11 protein-coding genes are annotated in these 18,378 nt (G+C 35.2%); 4 read left to right on the forward strand and 7 right to left on the reverse strand.

The window, feature by feature from the left end; translation table 11 throughout:
• Positions 1-76 precede the first annotated feature (76 nt).
• Positions 77-1,381 (forward strand): ribosome biogenesis GTPase Der, encoded by a 1,305-nt coding sequence (gene der / locus NBRC110019_RS09365; protein WP_281754317.1) that lies wholly within the window; start codon positions 77-79, stop codon positions 1,379-1,381.
• A 126-nt stretch (positions 1,382-1,507) separates the two neighbouring features.
• Complete coding sequence (locus tag NBRC110019_RS09370) at positions 1,508-4,288, forward strand: outer membrane beta-barrel protein (RefSeq protein ID WP_281754318.1); 2,781 nt, start codon at positions 1,508-1,510, stop codon at positions 4,286-4,288.
• A 359-nt stretch (positions 4,289-4,647) separates the two neighbouring features.
• Here NBRC110019_RS09370 and NBRC110019_RS09375 read toward each other — a convergent pair whose 3' ends face one another.
• Together NBRC110019_RS09375 and NBRC110019_RS09380 are read right to left on the reverse strand one after the other, a co-directional pair.
• Positions 4,648-4,977 (reverse strand): MerR family transcriptional regulator, encoded by a 330-nt coding sequence (locus NBRC110019_RS09375; RefSeq protein ID WP_281754319.1) that lies wholly within the window; start codon positions 4,975-4,977, stop codon positions 4,648-4,650.
• A gap of 4 nt (positions 4,978-4,981) precedes the next feature.
• The gene (locus NBRC110019_RS09380; RefSeq protein ID WP_281754320.1) at positions 4,982-5,959 is read right to left on the reverse strand and encodes a M23 family metallopeptidase; all 978 of its coding nucleotides are present in this window, start codon (positions 5,957-5,959) and stop codon (positions 4,982-4,984) included.
• A 133-nt stretch (positions 5,960-6,092) separates the two neighbouring features.
• Between NBRC110019_RS09380 and alaS the strand changes: the two genes are divergently transcribed.
• Positions 6,093-8,705: an alanine--tRNA ligase gene (gene alaS / locus NBRC110019_RS09385; RefSeq protein WP_281754321.1), complete on the forward strand. Its 2,613-nt coding sequence runs from the start codon at positions 6,093-6,095 to the stop codon at positions 8,703-8,705.
• A gap of 79 nt (positions 8,706-8,784) precedes the next feature.
• Positions 8,785-9,732 (forward strand): GSCFA domain-containing protein, encoded by a 948-nt coding sequence (locus NBRC110019_RS09390; RefSeq protein ID WP_281754322.1) that lies wholly within the window; start codon positions 8,785-8,787, stop codon positions 9,730-9,732.
• A gap of 256 nt (positions 9,733-9,988) precedes the next feature.
• Here the strand turns inward: NBRC110019_RS09390 and NBRC110019_RS09395 are convergent, their stop codons facing one another.
• The 5 genes from NBRC110019_RS09395 to NBRC110019_RS09415 all read right to left on the reverse strand — a co-directional run bounded on the left by NBRC110019_RS09395 (position 9,989) and on the right by NBRC110019_RS09415 (position 18,276).
• A complete protein-coding gene (locus NBRC110019_RS09395; protein ID WP_281754323.1) occupies positions 9,989-10,300 on the reverse strand; it encodes a rhodanese-like domain-containing protein in 312 nt (103 codons plus the stop codon).
• Positions 10,301-10,439: 139 nt separating this feature from the next.
• A complete protein-coding gene (locus tag NBRC110019_RS09400) occupies positions 10,440-10,973 on the reverse strand; it encodes a DUF4136 domain-containing protein (protein ID WP_281754324.1) in 534 nt (177 codons plus the stop codon).
• 329 nt (positions 10,974-11,302) lie between these two features.
• The gene (gene hutU / locus NBRC110019_RS09405) at positions 11,303-13,282 is read right to left on the reverse strand and encodes a urocanate hydratase (RefSeq protein ID WP_281754326.1); all 1,980 of its coding nucleotides are present in this window, start codon (positions 13,280-13,282) and stop codon (positions 11,303-11,305) included.
• Between the two features lie 14 nt (positions 13,283-13,296).
• Positions 13,297-13,461: a C1orf53 family protein gene (locus NBRC110019_RS09410; RefSeq protein WP_281754327.1), complete on the reverse strand. Its 165-nt coding sequence runs from the start codon at positions 13,459-13,461 to the stop codon at positions 13,297-13,299.
• A gap of 105 nt (positions 13,462-13,566) precedes the next feature.
• The gene (locus tag NBRC110019_RS09415; protein WP_281754328.1) at positions 13,567-18,276 is read right to left on the reverse strand and encodes a RemA C-terminal-like gliding motility protein; all 4,710 of its coding nucleotides are present in this window, start codon (positions 18,274-18,276) and stop codon (positions 13,567-13,569) included.
• Between the last annotated feature and the right edge of the window lie 102 nt (positions 18,277-18,378).

An 18,378-nucleotide genomic window follows, 5' to 3' on the forward strand; every position in this document is an offset into this window, starting at 1 on the left:
ATCTTTAAGGCTACCTACAGATTTGTTTTTTGTTAACAATCTAAATAAGTACCTTTGCAGTTAATTTTTTAATAGAATGAGTTGTATAGTAGCTATAGTAGGTAGGCCAAATGTAGGTAAGTCGACGCTTTTTAATAGATTGGTGCAGCGTAGAGAGGCTATTGTTGATTCCGTAAGTGGAGTAACAAGAGATCGCCATTATGGTAAGACAGACTGGAATGGGAGAGAGTTTTCCGTTATAGATACCGGAGGTTATGTAGTTGGAAGTGATGATGTTTTTGAACAAGAAATAGATAAGCAAGTAGAGTTGGCTATAGATGAAGCCGATGTAATTGTTTTTGTTGTAGACGTTGAAGCTGGTATTACAGGTTTAGATAATGATGTGGCTACTTTATTACGTAAAGTAGAGAAACCAATTTTCTTAACAGTTAATAAAGTAGATAGTGCTGGAAGAGAAGCAGACGCCGTTGAGTTTTATGGCTTAGGATTGGGGGAGTATTATTCTATTTCTAGTATTAATGGTAGTGGGACTGGAGATTTATTAGATGCAGTTGTTAAAGCATTACCTGAGAAAGAAGAAGAGGAAGAAAGTGAATTACCAAGATTTGCTGTGGTAGGTAGACCAAACGCAGGGAAATCATCTTTTATCAATGCTTTAATTGGAGAGGATAGATATATAGTTACTGATATTGCAGGAACTACCCGTGATAGTAGTGATACTAAATACAACCGTTTTGGTTTTGAGTTTAACTTAATTGATACGGCAGGTATTAGAAGAAAAGCCAAGGTTAAAGAAGATCTTGAGTTTTATTCGGTAATGCGTTCGGTTAGGGCTATAGAATATGCCGATGTGTGTTTGTTGGTAATAGATGCAACCAGAGGTTTTGAAGGACAAGATTCTAATATTTTTTGGTTGGCACAACGTAACCGAAAAGGAGTTGTAATTTTAGTTAATAAGTGGGATTTAGTAGAGAAAGATACAAATTCGGCTAAAGAGTTTGAAAGCGCAATTCAAAGAGAAATAGCGCCATTTACTGATGTCCCTGTTGTTTTTATGTCGACATTAACTAAGCAACGTATTTATAAAGCTATAGAAACGGCTGTAGAGGTGTATGAGAACAGATCTAAGCGTGTTCCTACTAGTAAGCTTAATGAGTTGATGTTGCCGCTAATTGAAAATTATCCACCACCGGCTGTTAAGGGTAAGTATATAAAAATTAAGTTTTGTACGCAATTGCCAACTCCAATGCCACAGTTTGTATTTTTTGCAAACCTTCCGCAGTATATAAAAGACCCGTACAAACGTTTTATTGAGAATAAATTGAGAGAGTATTTCGATTTTAATGGAGTGCCTATAGATGTTTATTTTAGAAAGAAATAACAATTTTTTAAGAGTGATTTAAGGTGTTAAAGTATTATTAAAATAAAAAGCTTAACATTTTAGTGTGAAATACTTAGTTATTTTCGTTGAAATTTAATCATCAATCAAAATAACTAAGTAAGTTCTATGAAGAAAAACATCTCTTTTTTCTTGTTACTTTTTTGTGTTTTTACTGGCATGCAAGCCCAAGAGTATAAACTAACAGGAAATGTAAAAGACGAAAACCAACAGGGACTATCTTCGGCTACTGTTTTCACAGAAACCATTGCAGACAGCACGTTAATTAATTACACCGTTACGTCTACTTCCGGAAGTTTTGATCTGGATTTTAAGACAAAAGCTTCAAAAGTTAGGGTTGTGATAAACTATAATGGTTATGAAACCTACAGAAAAGATATTTCTTTAGATAAGGAGACAATCAATTTAGGTACAATAGGTTTGGAGCCTATGGCCTTTCAATTAGAGGGGGTTAGTGTAGTAGGTACTGCTACACCTATAACGGTGAAAGCAGATACTTTAGAATTTAATGCAAATTCGTTTAAAGTAGCTCCCGATTCTAATGTAGAGACCTTGTTAAAACAACTTCCGGGGGTAGATGTTACCTCTGATGGAGCCATTACTGTTAATGGTAAGGAAGTGAATAATATTTTAGTAAACGGAAAACCCTTCTTTGGTAAAGATGGTAAAATTGCAACTCAGAATCTACCAGCTAATTTAATTGAAAAAATTCAGGTTGTCGATACCAAAACGAAGGAAGAAGAGTTGTCTGGAGATACGGCAAGTTCTGAGGAAAAAACCATTAACCTTACCATTCAGGAAGATAAAAATAAAGGGTTGTTTGGTAAGGCAACAGCTGGTTACGGAACCGATGATAGGTACGAGAGTAGTTTGTTATTTAATACTTTTAAAGGAGATAGAAAGATTAGTGTGTTAGGGTCTTCTAATAATATCAACTCTATAGGGTTTTCTATGGATGATATTTTTGATAATATGGGAGGCGGAAGAAATATGTCGATATGGACAAATTCTGATGGATCTTTTAATATTAACGGACAACAATTTGGAGGAAGTACGGGAATTACGCAATCAAACATGATTGGTCTTAATTATGCGGATAATTTTGGGGATGATGCTGTTGAGCCGAGTGTGACTTATTATTTTACAGAAACTAATACAGATAATGTAAATAGAACAAACACTACTAACTTATTACCAGACAGAACTACGTATACATCTTCAGACTATATTACCGATAATTATAGTAGAGGACATAATATTAGTACTGATATTGAAATAAAGATAGATTCTACATTCTCAGTTTACTTAAACCCAGGATTTAAAAATACGTTTAATGAGAATAATTATTCTGGGTCGCAGAATACGTCTGATGATACAGGACAGGTGTTGAATGAGAGTATAAGTAGTTCTAAGCAACAAAAAAACAGCAATACTTTTAACAATACATTGTTTCTGTATAAAAGGTTTAAAAAGGATGGAAGGGGCTTGAGTTTTAGATTTGAAAATGAAAATAGTAAAGACGATGCAGATTTATATACGCAATCAGAAACTTATTACTATGCTACAGGAGATCCTGAAGAAATCAGAAATCAGAATATATTAGATAACACAGAGAATACAGATTATACAGTAGGGGCTTCATATAGAGAGCCTGTTGGAGATTCTTTGCGATTACGTGTTGGGGTAGAATATGAATATTCTAAGAGTATAGATAGTAGGCAAACCTATGATTTTAATGATACCTCTGGAGCTTATACCGATTTAAATGGAGAGCAATCTAATTACTATAGTTCTATACAAAATAGATTAAACCCGGAAGTAACTCTTGAGTTAAGAAAAAAGAAATTTAGAAGCGGGATTGATTTAGGAGCAGATATTGTTAGTTTTAAAAATAATTCAAGATATCTGGGAGTAAATACAGATCTTGATAAAAACTATGTGTTTCCTAATCTTTCTGCACATTTAAATTACCGTATGGATAAATCAAAGTCTATTTGGTCTAGATATCGCTATAATGTAAGTTTGCCATCTGCACAACAAATATTACCTGTAGAAAACCTTTCTAATACATTAAATACTGTTGTTGGTAATGGGGATCTGCAACCAACAAAAAGGCATAATTTGTATTTCAACTTTAATAATTATGATTACTCTACTCGAACAGGAATGTTTATGTGGTTAGGAGGTAATTATTATCAGGATCAAATTGTAACCTCAGTTGTGTATGATGATTCTAATAAGGGGACTACTACTTACCAGAATTTAGATGATGTTTATAGTTGGTATACAGGGGTAAGTTATAATAAGCAAATTAAAAGTGAAGGTTCTAGTTTCCGTTACCGTGTAAGTATGAATGTTAATCAAAGTAGAAGTAAAGGGTTAACGAATGCAGAACTATATGAGTCATCTACATGGCAATTAAATCCTAAGGCGTCTCTTACGTACGAAATAACAGATATGTTTACGGTAGAACCTAGTTATTCTTATACCTATAATACTACTAATTACGATAATTATATTATAGATAACAGTAGTAATTTTACGCATAAAGCGAGAATTGAAACTACTTTAACATGGCCTAAGAATTTAGTATGGGGGAACGATTTTGGGTATACGTATAACTCTAATATAGCAGATGGTTTTCAAAAAGACTTCTACTTATGGAATACTAGTTTAGGATATTATTTCTTAGATAAAAAGTTATTGGCGAAGGTAAAAGTGTATGATATATTAGATCAGAATGTAAGTGCTACCAGAACTATTACACCAACAGCTATTGTAGATGAGGAAAATACGGTATTAAAGCAATATGTAATGTTCTCATTAACCTATAATATGGAAATGTTTGGAGGTAAAAGAAAGAGCAGAAATCGTATGTGGATGAACTAAAATGATTTAGTGTACATATACTGAGTGCTTTGTGTGTGCTGGTGAATAGTGATAAAATAGTATTCTATTTACCAGCCACAACTGGCACTACTACTAGAAAAAAACAAACCATTTTAAAATTCACTACTAGGAGATTCTCTACCTTTATTCCCATTGTTATTACACTTTTTTTCTTATAATTATAACAATTGTTGTGATTGAAAAGGTTTCAAGTCTACTTACTTAATCCTATAATTTTCTGGAAGATTTTGTTTAGCTTAATTGTTTTCGATAGTTGTATTTTTAAAACCAAAGCCTACGAAAAAAAATAGATTAGAATAGTATACACCAAAAACAATTAAACCTACAATACTTACTTTTTATAACTGACTTTTAATCTTAATGAGTTCTGCTTTTATATTTTCTAGCTTTCTTATAATCTCAAAATTGGTAAGCGTTTTTTTACGTTCTTCTTTTAAATGAATTTTTGCTCCTTCTAGGGTAAAGCCTCTTTCTTTAACTAAATGATATATAAGCTGTAAATTTTTGATGTCTTCACGTGTAAACTTTCTATTGCCCTTAGCATTTTTTTTTGGTTTTAAAACATCAAATTCTTTCTCCCAAAAACGTATTAGTGAGGTGTTTACCTTGAAAGCTTCGGCTACTTCACCTATGCTGTAATACAATTTATCAGGGAGATTTATATGCATAGTATTAATCCAGTGATTGGTTTTCTAAAGTAGAAGCTTTTAACATAGCGTCAAACTCTTTCTCAGTTAAACTACCGTAGTAAAAGTTCATTGGGTTAATACGTTCACCATCTTTCCATACCTCATAATGGCAGTGAGGGCCTCTAGATCGTCCTGTATTACCTACATATCCTATTATATCTCCACGTTTAACATGCTGACCTTTTCTAACATTGTATTTACTTAAGTGGGCATACAAACTAATATAACCATACCCATGGTTTATTCGTATATGATTTCCATAACCTGAAGAACGATTGTCTGCTCTTGCAATAACACCATCTCCGGTGGCATATACAGGAGTACCCGTTTTGGCAGAAAAGTCCATCCCGTAATGAAATTTTCTTGCTTTGGTAAATGGGTCAGATCTCCAACCGTAGCCAGATGCCATACGTTTTAAATTGTCATTTCGTACTGGCTGAATAGCTGGTATTTTGGCAAGAAATTTTTCTTTGTCATCTGCCAGTTTTTTAATTTCATTTAGTGATTTAGACTGAATTACAATTCGTTTTTTTAAGATATCAAGTCGCTTTTCTGTAGTCTTAATGATTTCAGAGTTTTCATAACCATCTAAGTTATCGTATCTGTTAATACCTCCAAAACCGGCTTTACGTTGATCATCTGGTATAGGATCTGCTTCGAAATACACACGATAGATGCTATTGTCTTTTTCTTCAACATGAGCTAACGCATCTTCCATCAGCTCCATTTTCTTATTAATAATCTTTAGCTGAAGTTCGTATTGCTTGTTTTCCCGTTCCAAAGAAAGTTCTTTTGGAGTGTTAAACAAATTAATATTTAAAAGAAACAGCGCCCCGAAAATTCCAAAGATGAAAAATGCAAGAGAAATTAGTGTAAAGTCTCTTAATTTCTTTCCTCTTTTGCTTTCTATTTTTTTATAAGATAATGAATCTTGGTCGTAATAATATTTTACCTTACTCATAACCGAAAAAATTCTATTTTTGCAACAAACGTATTATCAAATAGTTTATTATGTAAATAACACGTGTAATCTACAAATATAAACATTGCGGTATGTTATTACAATATTTAATAGGCATAGAATCTAATTTTATATGACTTCTCAAGAAATAAGATCTACTTTTTTAGAATTTTTCAAAAGTAAAAATCATCAAATTGTTCCATCGGCCCCCATGGTCATTAAAAATGATCCGACTTTAATGTTTACCAATGCCGGAATGAATCAGTTTAAAGAATATTTTTTAGACCATGGTATTCCTAAAAGTACCCGTGTAACCGATACACAAAAGTGTTTAAGAGTTTCGGGTAAGCATAATGATTTGGAAGAAGTGGGGATGGATACCTATCACCATACCATGTTCGAAATGCTTGGAAATTGGAGCTTTGGAGACTATTTTAAAGAAGAGGCAATAGCCTGGGCATGGGAATTACTTACCAAGGTTTTTAAAATAGACAAAGACATTCTGTATGTTACCATTTTTGAAGGAGACAAGAAAGATGGACTGTCTAAAGATATGGAATCGTATAATTTCTGGAAAAAACATATTTCTGAAGATCGGATTCTTTTAGGAAATAAAAAAGATAATTTCTGGGAGATGGGAGATCAGGGACCATGTGGGCCTTGTTCTGAGATTCATGTTGATATACGTTCGGTAGAAGAAAAAGCAAAAGTATCTGGAGCAGCGTTAGTTAATAATGATCATCCGCAGGTAGTGGAAGTTTGGAATCTGGTATTTATGCAATTCAATAGAAAAGCTAACGGAGATCTTGAAAAATTACCGGCTCAGCATGTAGATACAGGAATGGGATTTGAGCGCTTGTGTATGGTGTTGCAAGGCAAGCAAAGTAACTACGATACCGATGTATTTACACCGTTACTAAAAGAGATTGAATTAGTAACCAATCATGTATACGGAAAAACAGAGCAGACCGATATTGCAATGCGTGTGATAGCAGACCATGTTAGAGCAGTGGCATTTGCTATTGCAGACGGGCAGTTACCTAGTAATACAGGTGCCGGATATGTGATAAGAAGAATATTGCGTAGAGCTATTAGATATGGGTTCTCATTTCTTGATCAAAATGAACCATTTATCTTTAAATTAATTCATACGCTAAGTTCGCAGATGAAAGATGCTTTTCCGGAATTGGGAGCGCAAAAAAATCTGGTAGTAAATGTAATAAAGGAGGAAGAAATATCTTTCCTGCGTACTCTAGAGCAAGGATTGCTATTGTTAGAAAGTATTATAGGGAATACTAAAGGTAAAGAGGTTTCTGGAAGCAAAGCATTTGAGCTGTATGATACGTATGGGTTTCCTATAGATTTAACAGCTTTAATTCTTAGAGAAAGAGGGTATACACTAGATGAGAAAAAATTTGATGAAGAGCTTCAGAAGCAGAAAGAACGTTCTAGAGCGGCTACAAAGATAGATACAGGAGATTGGCAGGTACTTATAGACGATAACGAAGAAGAGTTTATAGGCTATGATAGTCTTTCTACCAAAGTTAAAATAACCAAGTATAGAAGAGTAGAAAGTAAGAAGGATGGTGAAATGTTTCAGTTGGTATTTAATCTTACCCCATTTTATGCAGAGAGTGGTGGACAGGTTGGGGATAAAGGCTATTTAGAGTGCCCTAACGGAGAGATTACCTATATCGTTGATACTAAGAAAGAAAACAATCTTATTATTCATAACACCAAGACATTACCACTAAATATAAACAATAAGTTTACAGCAATAGTAGATGCTAAACAACGTGCAAGAACAAGTAGTAACCATACAGCAACACACTTGTTGCACCAAGGATTACGTCATGTACTGGGTACACATGTAGAACAGAAAGGGTCTATGGTACGTAGTGGGTATTTACGTTTTGACTTTTCGCACTTTAGTAGGGTGACTGATGAGGAATTAATCGCTGTTCAAGATTTTGTAAATGCACGTATCAGAGAGCAAATTCCTTTGGAAGAAAGAAGAAATGTACCTTATACACAGGCAGTGGAAGAAGGAGCTATAGGGTTGTTTGGTGAGAAATACGGAGATACCGTACGTGTAATTCGCTTTGGCGAAAGCATGGAGCTTTGTGGAGGTACGCATGTAAAGAATACGGGAGATATCTGGCATTTTATAATTACCTCTGAGGGAGCTGTTGCTGCCGGGGTACGTAGAATAGAGGCGATTACCTCTGATGCTGCTAAAGATTATTTTGCAGAGCAAGCCAAGGCTTTTCAAAAAGTAAAAGCGGTACTTAAAAATACAAAAGACCCTGTGAAGGCTATTGAAAACTTACAGGAAGAAAATGGAACCCTTAAAAAGCAAGTAGAACAGCTTTTAAAGGATAAAGCGAGTGGTTTAAAGAACGAACTAAAGCATCAGGTAAAAGAAGTTAACGGAGTTAATTTTCTTGCTGTAAACGTAGATTTAGATGCAGGAGCTATAAAAGATGTAGCATTCAATCTAGGAAATGAGATAGATAACTTATTTGCCGTGTTTGGAACAGACCAAGGAGGTAAAGCTATTTTAACGTGTTACATTAATAAAGAATTAGCAAAAAAGAAAGACCTTAATGCGGGTACTATTGTGCGCGAGCTTGGTAAATATATCCAAGGAGGCGGTGGAGGTCAGCCTTTCTTTGCAACCGCAGGAGGTAAAAACCCAGCGGGTATTCCGGTGGCTTTAGAAAAAGTAATAGACTATATAAAATAAGTATAAAATACGTAACTTTTAAGCCTGAATAGTTTTTCTATTCAGGCTTTATTTTTGCTCAAACTAGTTCCGAGTTGTTATGAAATTACAGACCAATGTACCTATAGAAAAAGTTGTTCAGCCTATTGGCTATGAAGATACCCTTTTGTTAATGGGGTCTTGTTTTGTGACTAATATAGGGGAGAAATTAGCCAATGCTAAATTTAAGCATACGGTAAATCCGTTTGGGGTTATTTTTCAACCGTTAGCTATAGAGAAACTTATTGAGCGGGCTATTAATGAGGTATTTTTTACTGAGAATGACATCTTTTTTTATAATGAACAATGGCATAGTTATGAGGTACACTCACAGTGCAGTCATACGGATAAAGAAGTATTCTTATCTCGGTTAAATAATACGTTAAGGACATTAAAAGCAAGTTTACAAGCAGCTACTTGTTTTGTACTAACCTTAGGCACGGCATGGGTGTATCGGTTTATTGAGACCGATAGGTTAGTAGCTAATTGCCATAAAGTACCCCAAAAAAAGTTTTTAAAAGAGCTACTTTCTGTAGAAGATATACAAATTTCTATTGAAGCTATAATTGGTTTACTTAGAAGTGTAAACCCTACGATAAGGGTCATTACAACGGTATCACCTGTAAGACATCTTAAAGATGGTTTTATAGAAAATATGAGAAGTAAGTCGCATTTAATTACGGCGTTGCATAAGGTGGTAGAACCAAGAAAGCAAATCTATTATTTTCCATCTTATGAAATTATGATAGATGAGCTGAGAGATTACCGATTCTACAAAGATGATATGGTGCACCCAAGTGCTTTGGCGGTAGATTATATTTGGGAGCGTTTTACCGAAGTGTGGATATCAGAAGAAACTAGAACAACCATGAATGAAGTAGAGTCTATTAGCAAAGGGCTTGCCCATAGACCTTTTAACCCAAATTCTGAGGCACATCAATTATTTCTTCAAAAATTAGCGGATAGAGTTGCTGCTTTAGAAAAAGAAAATCCTTTCATTCAGTTTTAAATATATGAGTTTTTCACAATCGTTAAAAAAAGGCTATAGGGTGGGAGCTTATAACGCACATATTTAACCGGTAATAAATTACTTGTGTTACGGCTTATAGTTAAAGAAAATAGAGATAAAGAGTTTTAGCAGGTAATTCTGGATATTCATAAAGAAGTGTCTTTTAAAGAATTCAGAAACGTTACCGATGTAATGATATAGATATAAAAAAAGCTCCAATAAAGGAACCTTTTTTATAAAACTCTTTGTTATGTTCTTATTGCAATTTGTTGTAAAGACTCATGTAACCTCCACCATTCATAACTTCTATTCCGTTACTTTTAAGTACACTTGCAGCATTGGCGCTACGCATACCACTAGCACAACATGTGATAACTGGCTTATTCCATTTTTTAATAGTGGAAATTTTACCTGATAAAGACTGAAGCGGAATATTTTTAGATCCTGGAATGGCTCCTCCACTATACTCGCCAGATGTTCTTACATCAACTATAATAGCATCTCTTGCAATGAAATCTTTTATCTGATCGGCTTTGTTACCTCCAAAAAGCTTGTCTAATAGTCCCATGATTATATTTTTTAGCAAATTAACTCATTTGTTTATAATCTGAGCGTATCAAAAGTTACACTGCAATGACTTAGCTTTAAATAAAAATCCTGCTAAGATTATATTTAGCAGGATTTTTGTCAAAACAATATACTTAAACTTAATTTTTTATTTCGGGTGGGTATTGCTCTAAAATTTCATGAACAAAAGTACCAATACGTTCATCTTTCTTGTCAATGTTATCGGTAATTAAATATCCGGTACCTTTTCCTTGCCAAATAAGTTCTTTGCTTCCGGCATCAATAAGGTCTATAAATAAACTACCTTGAGTTGAGGTTCTTACGTTGTTATAGTTTCCTCCCCAGTACCATGGGTTCCATCCCCATCCGTAGTATCCGTAATTATTGTATACGTCTACTTGCTTTTGCTCTTTGGTAAAAATATTTACCAATAACTCAGGATTATTTGATTTTACAAAGCCTTTGGCTGTTAATTCTTTTTCAATGGCACGTAAAATTCTTTTCTTATCTAAATCCGATACTTCAGCTTTGTCTATACCTGGTTTGTAAAAAGCAAAGGTTTTATACGTTGTAAAGTCGGCTTCCTTGTCATAATCCGAAACCACTCTTACGCTTGAGCAACTAGCTGTAACCGCTATAATTGCTACTACTAAAATTGTTTTTATGAATTTCATATTTTAATCGCTTAAATGAGTTTATACTAAATGCCTAGTATAAAGTTAAATACAAAAAGTGTGCCTTTTTTAAATTTTTTGTTAATCTTTCAAAAAAATAAGGAGTATGCTCGTTAAAAGGTAGTAATGTTATTTGTTATGATAAGAACCTTAATAAAATGAAAAAGAAACTAAGTAAGCTACTTTAGAGCAAGTTCACGAAATATTCATTAAGAATAAAATTTTTATTTCAAGACAAGTCTCAGGGTATGTAATCTCGATTATAGAGTGAAAGCAAAGAGGCTGTCTTTTTAGACAGCCTCTTTGCTTATATTGTAATACGTCTTCTATTAGCTCAATAAAGAATCATCTACTAAATTTGGCAATGTTATTTTTAATTCAGGATTTGCTTCCATAGCTCTTTTAGCTGTGAAAATAGCACCTTCATTTCTAGCCCAACTACGTCTGCTAATTCCATTATTTACATCCCAAAAGAGCATAGAAGTTAGTCTGCTTTCTGCATCTGAAGAGCCGTCTAATACCATTCCAAATCCGCCATTGGTAACTTCTCCCCATCCTACACCGCCACCGTTGTGTATAGAAACCCATGTAGCGCCTCTAAAGCTGTCGCCAATTACATTTTGAATGGCCATGTCTGCTGTAAATCTAGAGCCATCATAAATGTTAGAGGTTTCTCGGTAGGGAGAATCTGTACCGGAAACATCGTGATGGTCTCTACCTAGCACAATATAACCTATTTCTTTCTTAGCAATAGCATTGTTAAATGCTTTTGCAATTTTCATACGTCCTTCTGCATCTGCATATAGAATACGCGCTTGAGAACCTACAACTAGCTTATTTTCTTGCGCACCTTTAATCCATTGAATGTTATCTTCCATTTGCTGTTGGATTTCTTTAGGTGCATCCGATTTTATTTCTTCCAGTATTTGGCAAGCAATATCGTCGGTTTTTGCTAAATCATCTGGCTTACCTGATGTGCATACCCATCTGAACGGACCAAAACCATAATCGAAACACATTGGTCCCATAATGTCTTGTACATAGCTAGGGTATTTAAAGTCAATTCCGTTTTCAGCCATTACATCGGCACCTGCTCTTGAAGCTTCTAATAAAAAGGCATTTCCATAATCAAAGAAATAGGTACCCTTTTCGGTGTGTTTATTAATAGCTTTTGCTTGTCGGCGTAGCGATTCTTGTACTTTTTCTTTAAACAAATCTGAATTTGAAGCCATCATTTCATTTGCTTCCTCATAGCTTAAACCTGCAGGGTAGTAACCACCTGCCCAAGGATTGTGTAAAGAAGTTTGGTCAGATCCTAAGTCAATATGAATATTATCAGTATCAAAACGCTCCCATACTTCTACCACGTTTCCTAAATATGCTAAGGAAACTATTTCTTTGTTTTCTTTGGCTGTTTTAACTCGTTCTACAAGTACATCTAAATTTTCAATAACTTCATGAATCCAGCCTTGCTCATGACGTATTTTGGTTATTTTAGGATTTACCTCGGCACATACCGTAACACATCCGGCAATTGTACCGGCTTTGGGTTGTGCGCCACTCATGCCTCCTAAACCTGAAGTGACAAATAAATTGCCTGCAGGTTTTTTGTTTATTTTTCTAAAACCATTTAATACAGTGATAGTTGTTCCATGCACAATTCCTTGTGGACCAATATACATATAACTACCTGCGGTCATCTGTCCATATTGGGTAACACCAAGTGCGTTAAATTTTTCCCAATCGTCGGGTTTAGAGTAATTAGGAATCATCATACCGTTGGTAACAACCACTCTTGGCGCATCTTTATGAGAAGGAAATAGCCCCATAGGATGTCCGGAGTACATAACCAAGGTTTGCGTATTAGTCATTTCTGCCAAGTACTTCATGGTAAGCAGGTACTGAGCCCAGTTTTGAAATACAGCTCCATTACCACCATATGTAATTAATTCATGAGGATGTTGTGCTACAGCGTAATCCAAGTTATTCTGAATCATTAGCATAATGGCTTTTGCCTGTTCACATTTTCCTGGGTATTCTTCTATAGCTCTGGCATACATTTTATAGTCTGGTCTAAATCGGTACATGTAGATGCGACCATACTCCTTTAATTCTTGCTTAAACTCAGGTAGTAATGTAGCATGATGTTTTGCATCGAAATAACGTAGCGCATTTTTTAAAGCAAGTTTAGTTTCTTCCTCTGAGAGAATCTCTTTTCTTTTTGGAGCATGATTAATAGATGAATCATACGATTTTGGGGAGGGTAATATGTTGGGTATACCTTGTAATATATGCTCTTGAAAAGTCATAATGAGTTTTTTAGTTATTTGGAGACGTTTCCTGTTTTTTTGTTGTATCCATATGGACAATGGCGACATCCGCTTTGGCAACAATACCCTCTTTTTAAATGATATTGCTCAGTAAAACAACGATACCCTTCAGGGGTAAGGTAGTAATCGCCTTCTTCTATAGGGATTCTTTTATTCATAGGATAACCAAGTTATCTTACAAAGATAGAATTTTGCAGAAAATACCTTTATAGTAGCTAAAAAAAGAAGCTTCCAAGGGAAGCTTCTTTTTTTAAGTATATTGTTTAGTGAATTATTTTTCTGGTTGTAGTAGCCCCATCACTTGTGGTAATTTTTAGAAGTAATGAGGTTGTATTCTTTTTTAAAGAAAATTGAACAGTAGTATTGTAATCTCCATCAACATCTAGCAATCTACGTCCGCTATTATCAAATGTAGTAATGTGCGTTATAGGTTGGTTATCCGAAACAACTTTAATTTGTTCAGAAATGCTCACAACTTTAATAGTGTTGCTATTTTCAAAGTTTTCGGAGCTCATTGGTGCAGATGCGTCTGTGTATCTTAAGATGAATCGATCATCGTACCTTCCTGCCTGTGATACCGTAAAAGAATACGGAGTGTTATGTAAATCATGAATGATATTTAGATATGTATCCTCTAAATAAATTTCAGATTGTGTACCGTCAGCAAAAAGACCATCTACCTCGTTAATAGCAATGGTGTAAGATCCGGATGTAGCGGCTAAAAATCCTAAAGGGACAGTATCTGTATTTAAAAACGGAACGGCTTTACCTTGAATTAATAAGTTGCCTTCTGTTAAAATAGAGTAGAAGTTCTGGGTATCTTCTTCATCCGTATAGGCGTCAAAAAGTCGATCTTTTCCATTAGTAGCGCCATCTACATAACCGATTAAAATTCTGGTAGTTTTGTTTGGCGATGCAAAATCTATCCACATTCTACCTTCTTGAATAACATCAGTAACATTTTCTAATGTATGTTCTGAATTTATAATTTTATAAAATTCGTTATTGGTATAGGTGCTATTTCGCATCGCATTTGTAAATACTACGTCTTGAGTATCGGCACTACCATCTTCCATTTTTATAAAGAAACCTTGGCCAGCTCCAATATATCCTCCAAAAATATTTGCTCCGGTGGCGGTTCCGGTAGCGTTATAAGTAACATAATCAGCTGCAGTGTAGTTAGAGTTATAACTGTTATAAAATGGATTTACAGTCGTTTGATTTGGATTGGTTCCATGTGTCCAGATATGAATAGCCCCCTCAATATTTGTGTTTGCAACCATAAAACTACGTGCTTTAATAGCAGAAGGGTATGGGTTTCCAATTAAATTCCAGTTATCGTCATAGGTTGTAACAAGAACTCCATTTAATACGTTTAAGAAACTGTTACCAACATAATCTCCTCTTTGAATGGATTTGGTGATTGTACCGTTATTAGGTGTTCCTATAAAGTTAGCGGTGTATAAAGTATCTGTACTTACTGGGTAATACATAGGAGCTCTAATACTATACCCTTTACCGGTAACCATAGTTTCTGCAGTATTAACCCAAGTTCCGAATTCATTATTTACTGTAGGAACCCATTTCCATATTAACGAAACCGGAGTGTCTGGTGAGACATCTTTTACACTAAAATTAGCTACAGGAGAAGACCAATATGCATAGTCATATTTACTAATTTCTGTATTTCGTATCATTGAAATAGTACCTGTGTTGGTTACATCTTCAACTTGTATTAAACTACCATTGTTTTCAATAATAAACAGTCCATTATCCTCAACGCTAACTTCTTCCTGAATAGTTAACGTAGCACCTTCTTTAATTTTAAATGTACTGCCGTTTTTTACTTTAAAATTTTTAGCATTTCCAGTTATGTTTGCTGGTAAATTAGAATTGATTATGTCTTTTATAATAACACAATTTTCTTCTGTTGGCTCACCTAAAGGTAGCCAGTTATTGCTATCTACCCAAAAGGTAGAATTACCTTGCCATACTTTTGTTTTATTAGTTACTGTAACATCTTTACTAGCAATACAGCTGTTAGAAAGAACAGCACTTAGGGTAAAGGTGTATGTTTCTTGTTCTAATTGAGATAAGGTAGGTTTTATATAAACAGTACTTGAGGTATCTGTACCTTCTACATATGGAATAGTACAAGCAGCATCTAAATATGCATCTACAGTAGCCCCACTCCATGTAAAGGCTGTTGAAAGTGGTTTGTCTCCGTATAGTTTTATATTATCAATGGCCATACCATCGTTCCAACCGGCAATATATCGGAATCTGATTTTAAGATTATTATAGTCTAAATAACTAGACATATTTAAAGAAATAGTAGTGAAGTTTGATCCAACTCCTAAATCTTCATTATATGTTTGAATATCGCTCCAGTTAGCGCCTCCATTTGTAGAGACCTCTACTTTTACCAAATCTGAGCTGGTGCTTGTGCTATAGTTTGAATAATAGATATCAAAAGACAAGTTTAAACTTATGAAATCTGTTGAGTTTACAGATGAAGAAACAATAGCGTTATTAACTGTTGTATTAGAACCTAAATCTGAATTTACCATGGCAAAGTAGTTACCGTTAAACCCAGAGGCAATTGCCGGAAACCATACTTCTTCATCTGGGATATATGGGCTTGCTTCAATTTCCCATTCAGACCCTGCGGTTGATGTTCCTATATCTTGATAGCTAAAGGTGTTAAAAGATCCTGTTTCAAAGTCCTCATCAATAAGATAGATTTCTTCTGTTTCTCCATCCGCTTCAAGTTCTATAACAGCATCTTCACCACATACCACTGGATTTTCAGGGCTTACTGATAATGAAGGTACTGGTTTAATAGTAGCATTTAATTCGGTTCTTTCTAAAGACTCACAACTGCCGTTGTAAGCGGTCGCATAATAGCTTGTTGAAGTTGTGATATTCGGAGTAGTCCATGTGCCTGTAGAAGTAGTGCCAAGAAGCGTTCCTCCGGTTTCAGTATCATACCATCTAAATTCAGTAGTGCCACTGCTACCGGTAACTTCTAAAGTAATCTCGCCTTCTCCACAATTTTCACCTTCTGTAATGCTCGTGATGGTAGCTTCGCAATTGGTTATTACAGAGAACGTATAATCTTCTGTTTCTCCTGAATTAGAATTGTTACAAGAATTGTTATTAGCCGTACGTATGCGGAATGTATAATCACCTGGTGTGGCAGAGGATGGTACTACAAATCCAAAAGTAGTAGAATAAATAGAGGTTCCTCCTGTAGAATATACATTTTCACCAGAATCGTTGAAATCACCATCAAGATTCCAGTCTACCCATGCATATACTGCTGTTAAACCACTTAATTCTACAAATATGTTTATACTCTCTCCTTGCGCCTGTATACTTTGCGCTGTCAAACTAGTATAATCTTCGTATCCAGAAGCAGAGTAAGTAGAGCTATTACTGGTATCGTTAAGCGTTCCAATAAAGTTTATTTGTGAAATATAATCGGAAGATGTATTATTAGTAGTTGGAGTACAATAACTAACAGATGTTGTACTATCTCCGATTAGTGGATTGTTAGTTAGGTATAAAGGGCCACCAACACATCCTTGATTATATGAATATACATAAAAGTAATAGGTTTGGTTTGTAGAGAGTGTAGCTGTTGTAAACGAAGTGTCGTTATCATTAGACACTACCGTGTAACCATTGTATGTGCCTCCTTCGTTATAGGTTGTGGTATTTTGTAGTGTAGGAGCCATACTAGAAGTACTGTACATTACTAAATAGCTATCAGCCGAAGATGAGGCAGTAAAACTTCCATCTACAGTTGAATCAGAAGTATTTAACGATAAGTTTGTTGGTTGTGCCGTAGGTGTTGTACATGGTAATGAGCTTATATTTACTATATAATCTTCTGTCTGACCATCTTTATTATGGTAATTACCACAAGCATTACCGATGTAACTATCCTCTTTAAGGATGACTCTCATATATGTTGTTCCTGAACTAGCAGATGACGGAACGCTAATAGTGCCGTTAACAGTACCACTGTACCATACATGACCAATGTTATAGCGCTCACTTTCTTCAAAAGAGCTGTCTTGATCCCAATCTATATATACAGTTACATAATAATTACTGTTTTCATTAGCTCCTGAAGTTACAGAAATCGAATAACTTTGTCCGCTAGTTACGCTTGCCTCATCACAAAAGGATTCATATTCATCGATGTTCCAACCAGAAGAACTATTGTTATTTATGCTTGCAAAAGTAACGTTTGTAATGGCACGTGCATGATCAAAACTAGGAGTACAATAAGAGGAAGCAGCAGCAGATGCGTAAGTAAAGGTTATTTGACCATTACCTCCGTTACCACCACTTTGTGAGTAATTATAATACCCTTCGCCACCGCCACCGCCACCGCCGGGAGATGATCCATTATCACCATCATCGTTATAATTACCATTACCACCATAACCTCCGTAAGGAGCATTTGCTCCATTACCACCAGTACTTGAGGTTCCTTGACTTCCTGTGTATCCGTTGGTGTTACTTACATTTCCTCCAGAAGCAATTCCTCCAGAACCGGCCGATCCGGATTGGTTTTTTTGTCCTCCATAACCACCTCCGGCAGTAATGGAAAATGTGGAGATTGTGGTAGCTTCCCCGTCTGAGCCATTTTGATTATAATTACCTGTACCACCAGATCCTACATAATAGGAAATGATTTGACCGGCTGTAACGCTATAGGTTCCTTTTGCATAAGCTCCGGAGCCACCACCGGCACCTCCTCCAGCATTGTTGTTGTTACTGCCGCCACCTGCACCGCCTGCGCCCCATGCTTCTATGGTAATAGAGGTTACCCCGCAAGGAATTTCAAAGGTTCCAGAGCCTGTTGACGTTATTTCGGTAGATGTTTGAGAAAATGAAATAGTTGTAATGAAAAGAGATGCTAAAAAGCATAGTCTGAGTAGTTTACTGTAGGGGATCATAATTGTTTGGGTGTTTATGATTTTCAATGATAAAAAGGTAATTTTGTTACCGTTTTTTAACTAAACGGCGTAAAGTTAACTAAACTCTTTAGAGAAAAAATA

This window comes from Neptunitalea chrysea (assembly GCF_027924145.1).
GTDB lineage: Bacteria > Bacteroidota > Bacteroidia > Flavobacteriales > Flavobacteriaceae > Neptunitalea > Neptunitalea chrysea.

Excerpts from the sequence above, each read along its gene's own strand:
- der (WP_281754317.1), top strand. The coding sequence starts at position 77 with ATGAGTTGTATAGTAGCTATAGTAGGTAGGCCAAATGTAGGTAAGTCG.
- NBRC110019_RS09370 (WP_281754318.1), top strand. The coding sequence starts at position 1,508 with ATGAAGAAAAACATCTCTTTTTTCTTGTTACTTTTTTGTGTTTTTACT.
- NBRC110019_RS09375 (WP_281754319.1), bottom strand. The coding sequence starts at position 4,977 with ATGCATATAAATCTCCCTGATAAATTGTATTACAGCATAGGTGAAGTA.
- NBRC110019_RS09380 (WP_281754320.1), bottom strand. The coding sequence starts at position 5,959 with ATGAGTAAGGTAAAATATTATTACGACCAAGATTCATTATCTTATAAA.
- alaS (WP_281754321.1), top strand. The coding sequence starts at position 6,093 with ATGACTTCTCAAGAAATAAGATCTACTTTTTTAGAATTTTTCAAAAGT.
- NBRC110019_RS09390 (WP_281754322.1), top strand. The coding sequence starts at position 8,785 with ATGAAATTACAGACCAATGTACCTATAGAAAAAGTTGTTCAGCCTATT.
- NBRC110019_RS09395 (WP_281754323.1), bottom strand. The coding sequence starts at position 10,300 with ATGGGACTATTAGACAAGCTTTTTGGAGGTAACAAAGCCGATCAGATA.
- NBRC110019_RS09400 (WP_281754324.1), bottom strand. The coding sequence starts at position 10,973 with ATGAAATTCATAAAAACAATTTTAGTAGTAGCAATTATAGCGGTTACA.
- hutU (WP_281754326.1), bottom strand. The coding sequence starts at position 13,282 with ATGACTTTTCAAGAGCATATATTACAAGGTATACCCAACATATTACCC.
- NBRC110019_RS09410 (WP_281754327.1), bottom strand. The coding sequence starts at position 13,461 with ATGAATAAAAGAATCCCTATAGAAGAAGGCGATTACTACCTTACCCCT.
- NBRC110019_RS09415 (WP_281754328.1), bottom strand. The coding sequence starts at position 18,276 with ATGATCCCCTACAGTAAACTACTCAGACTATGCTTTTTAGCATCTCTT.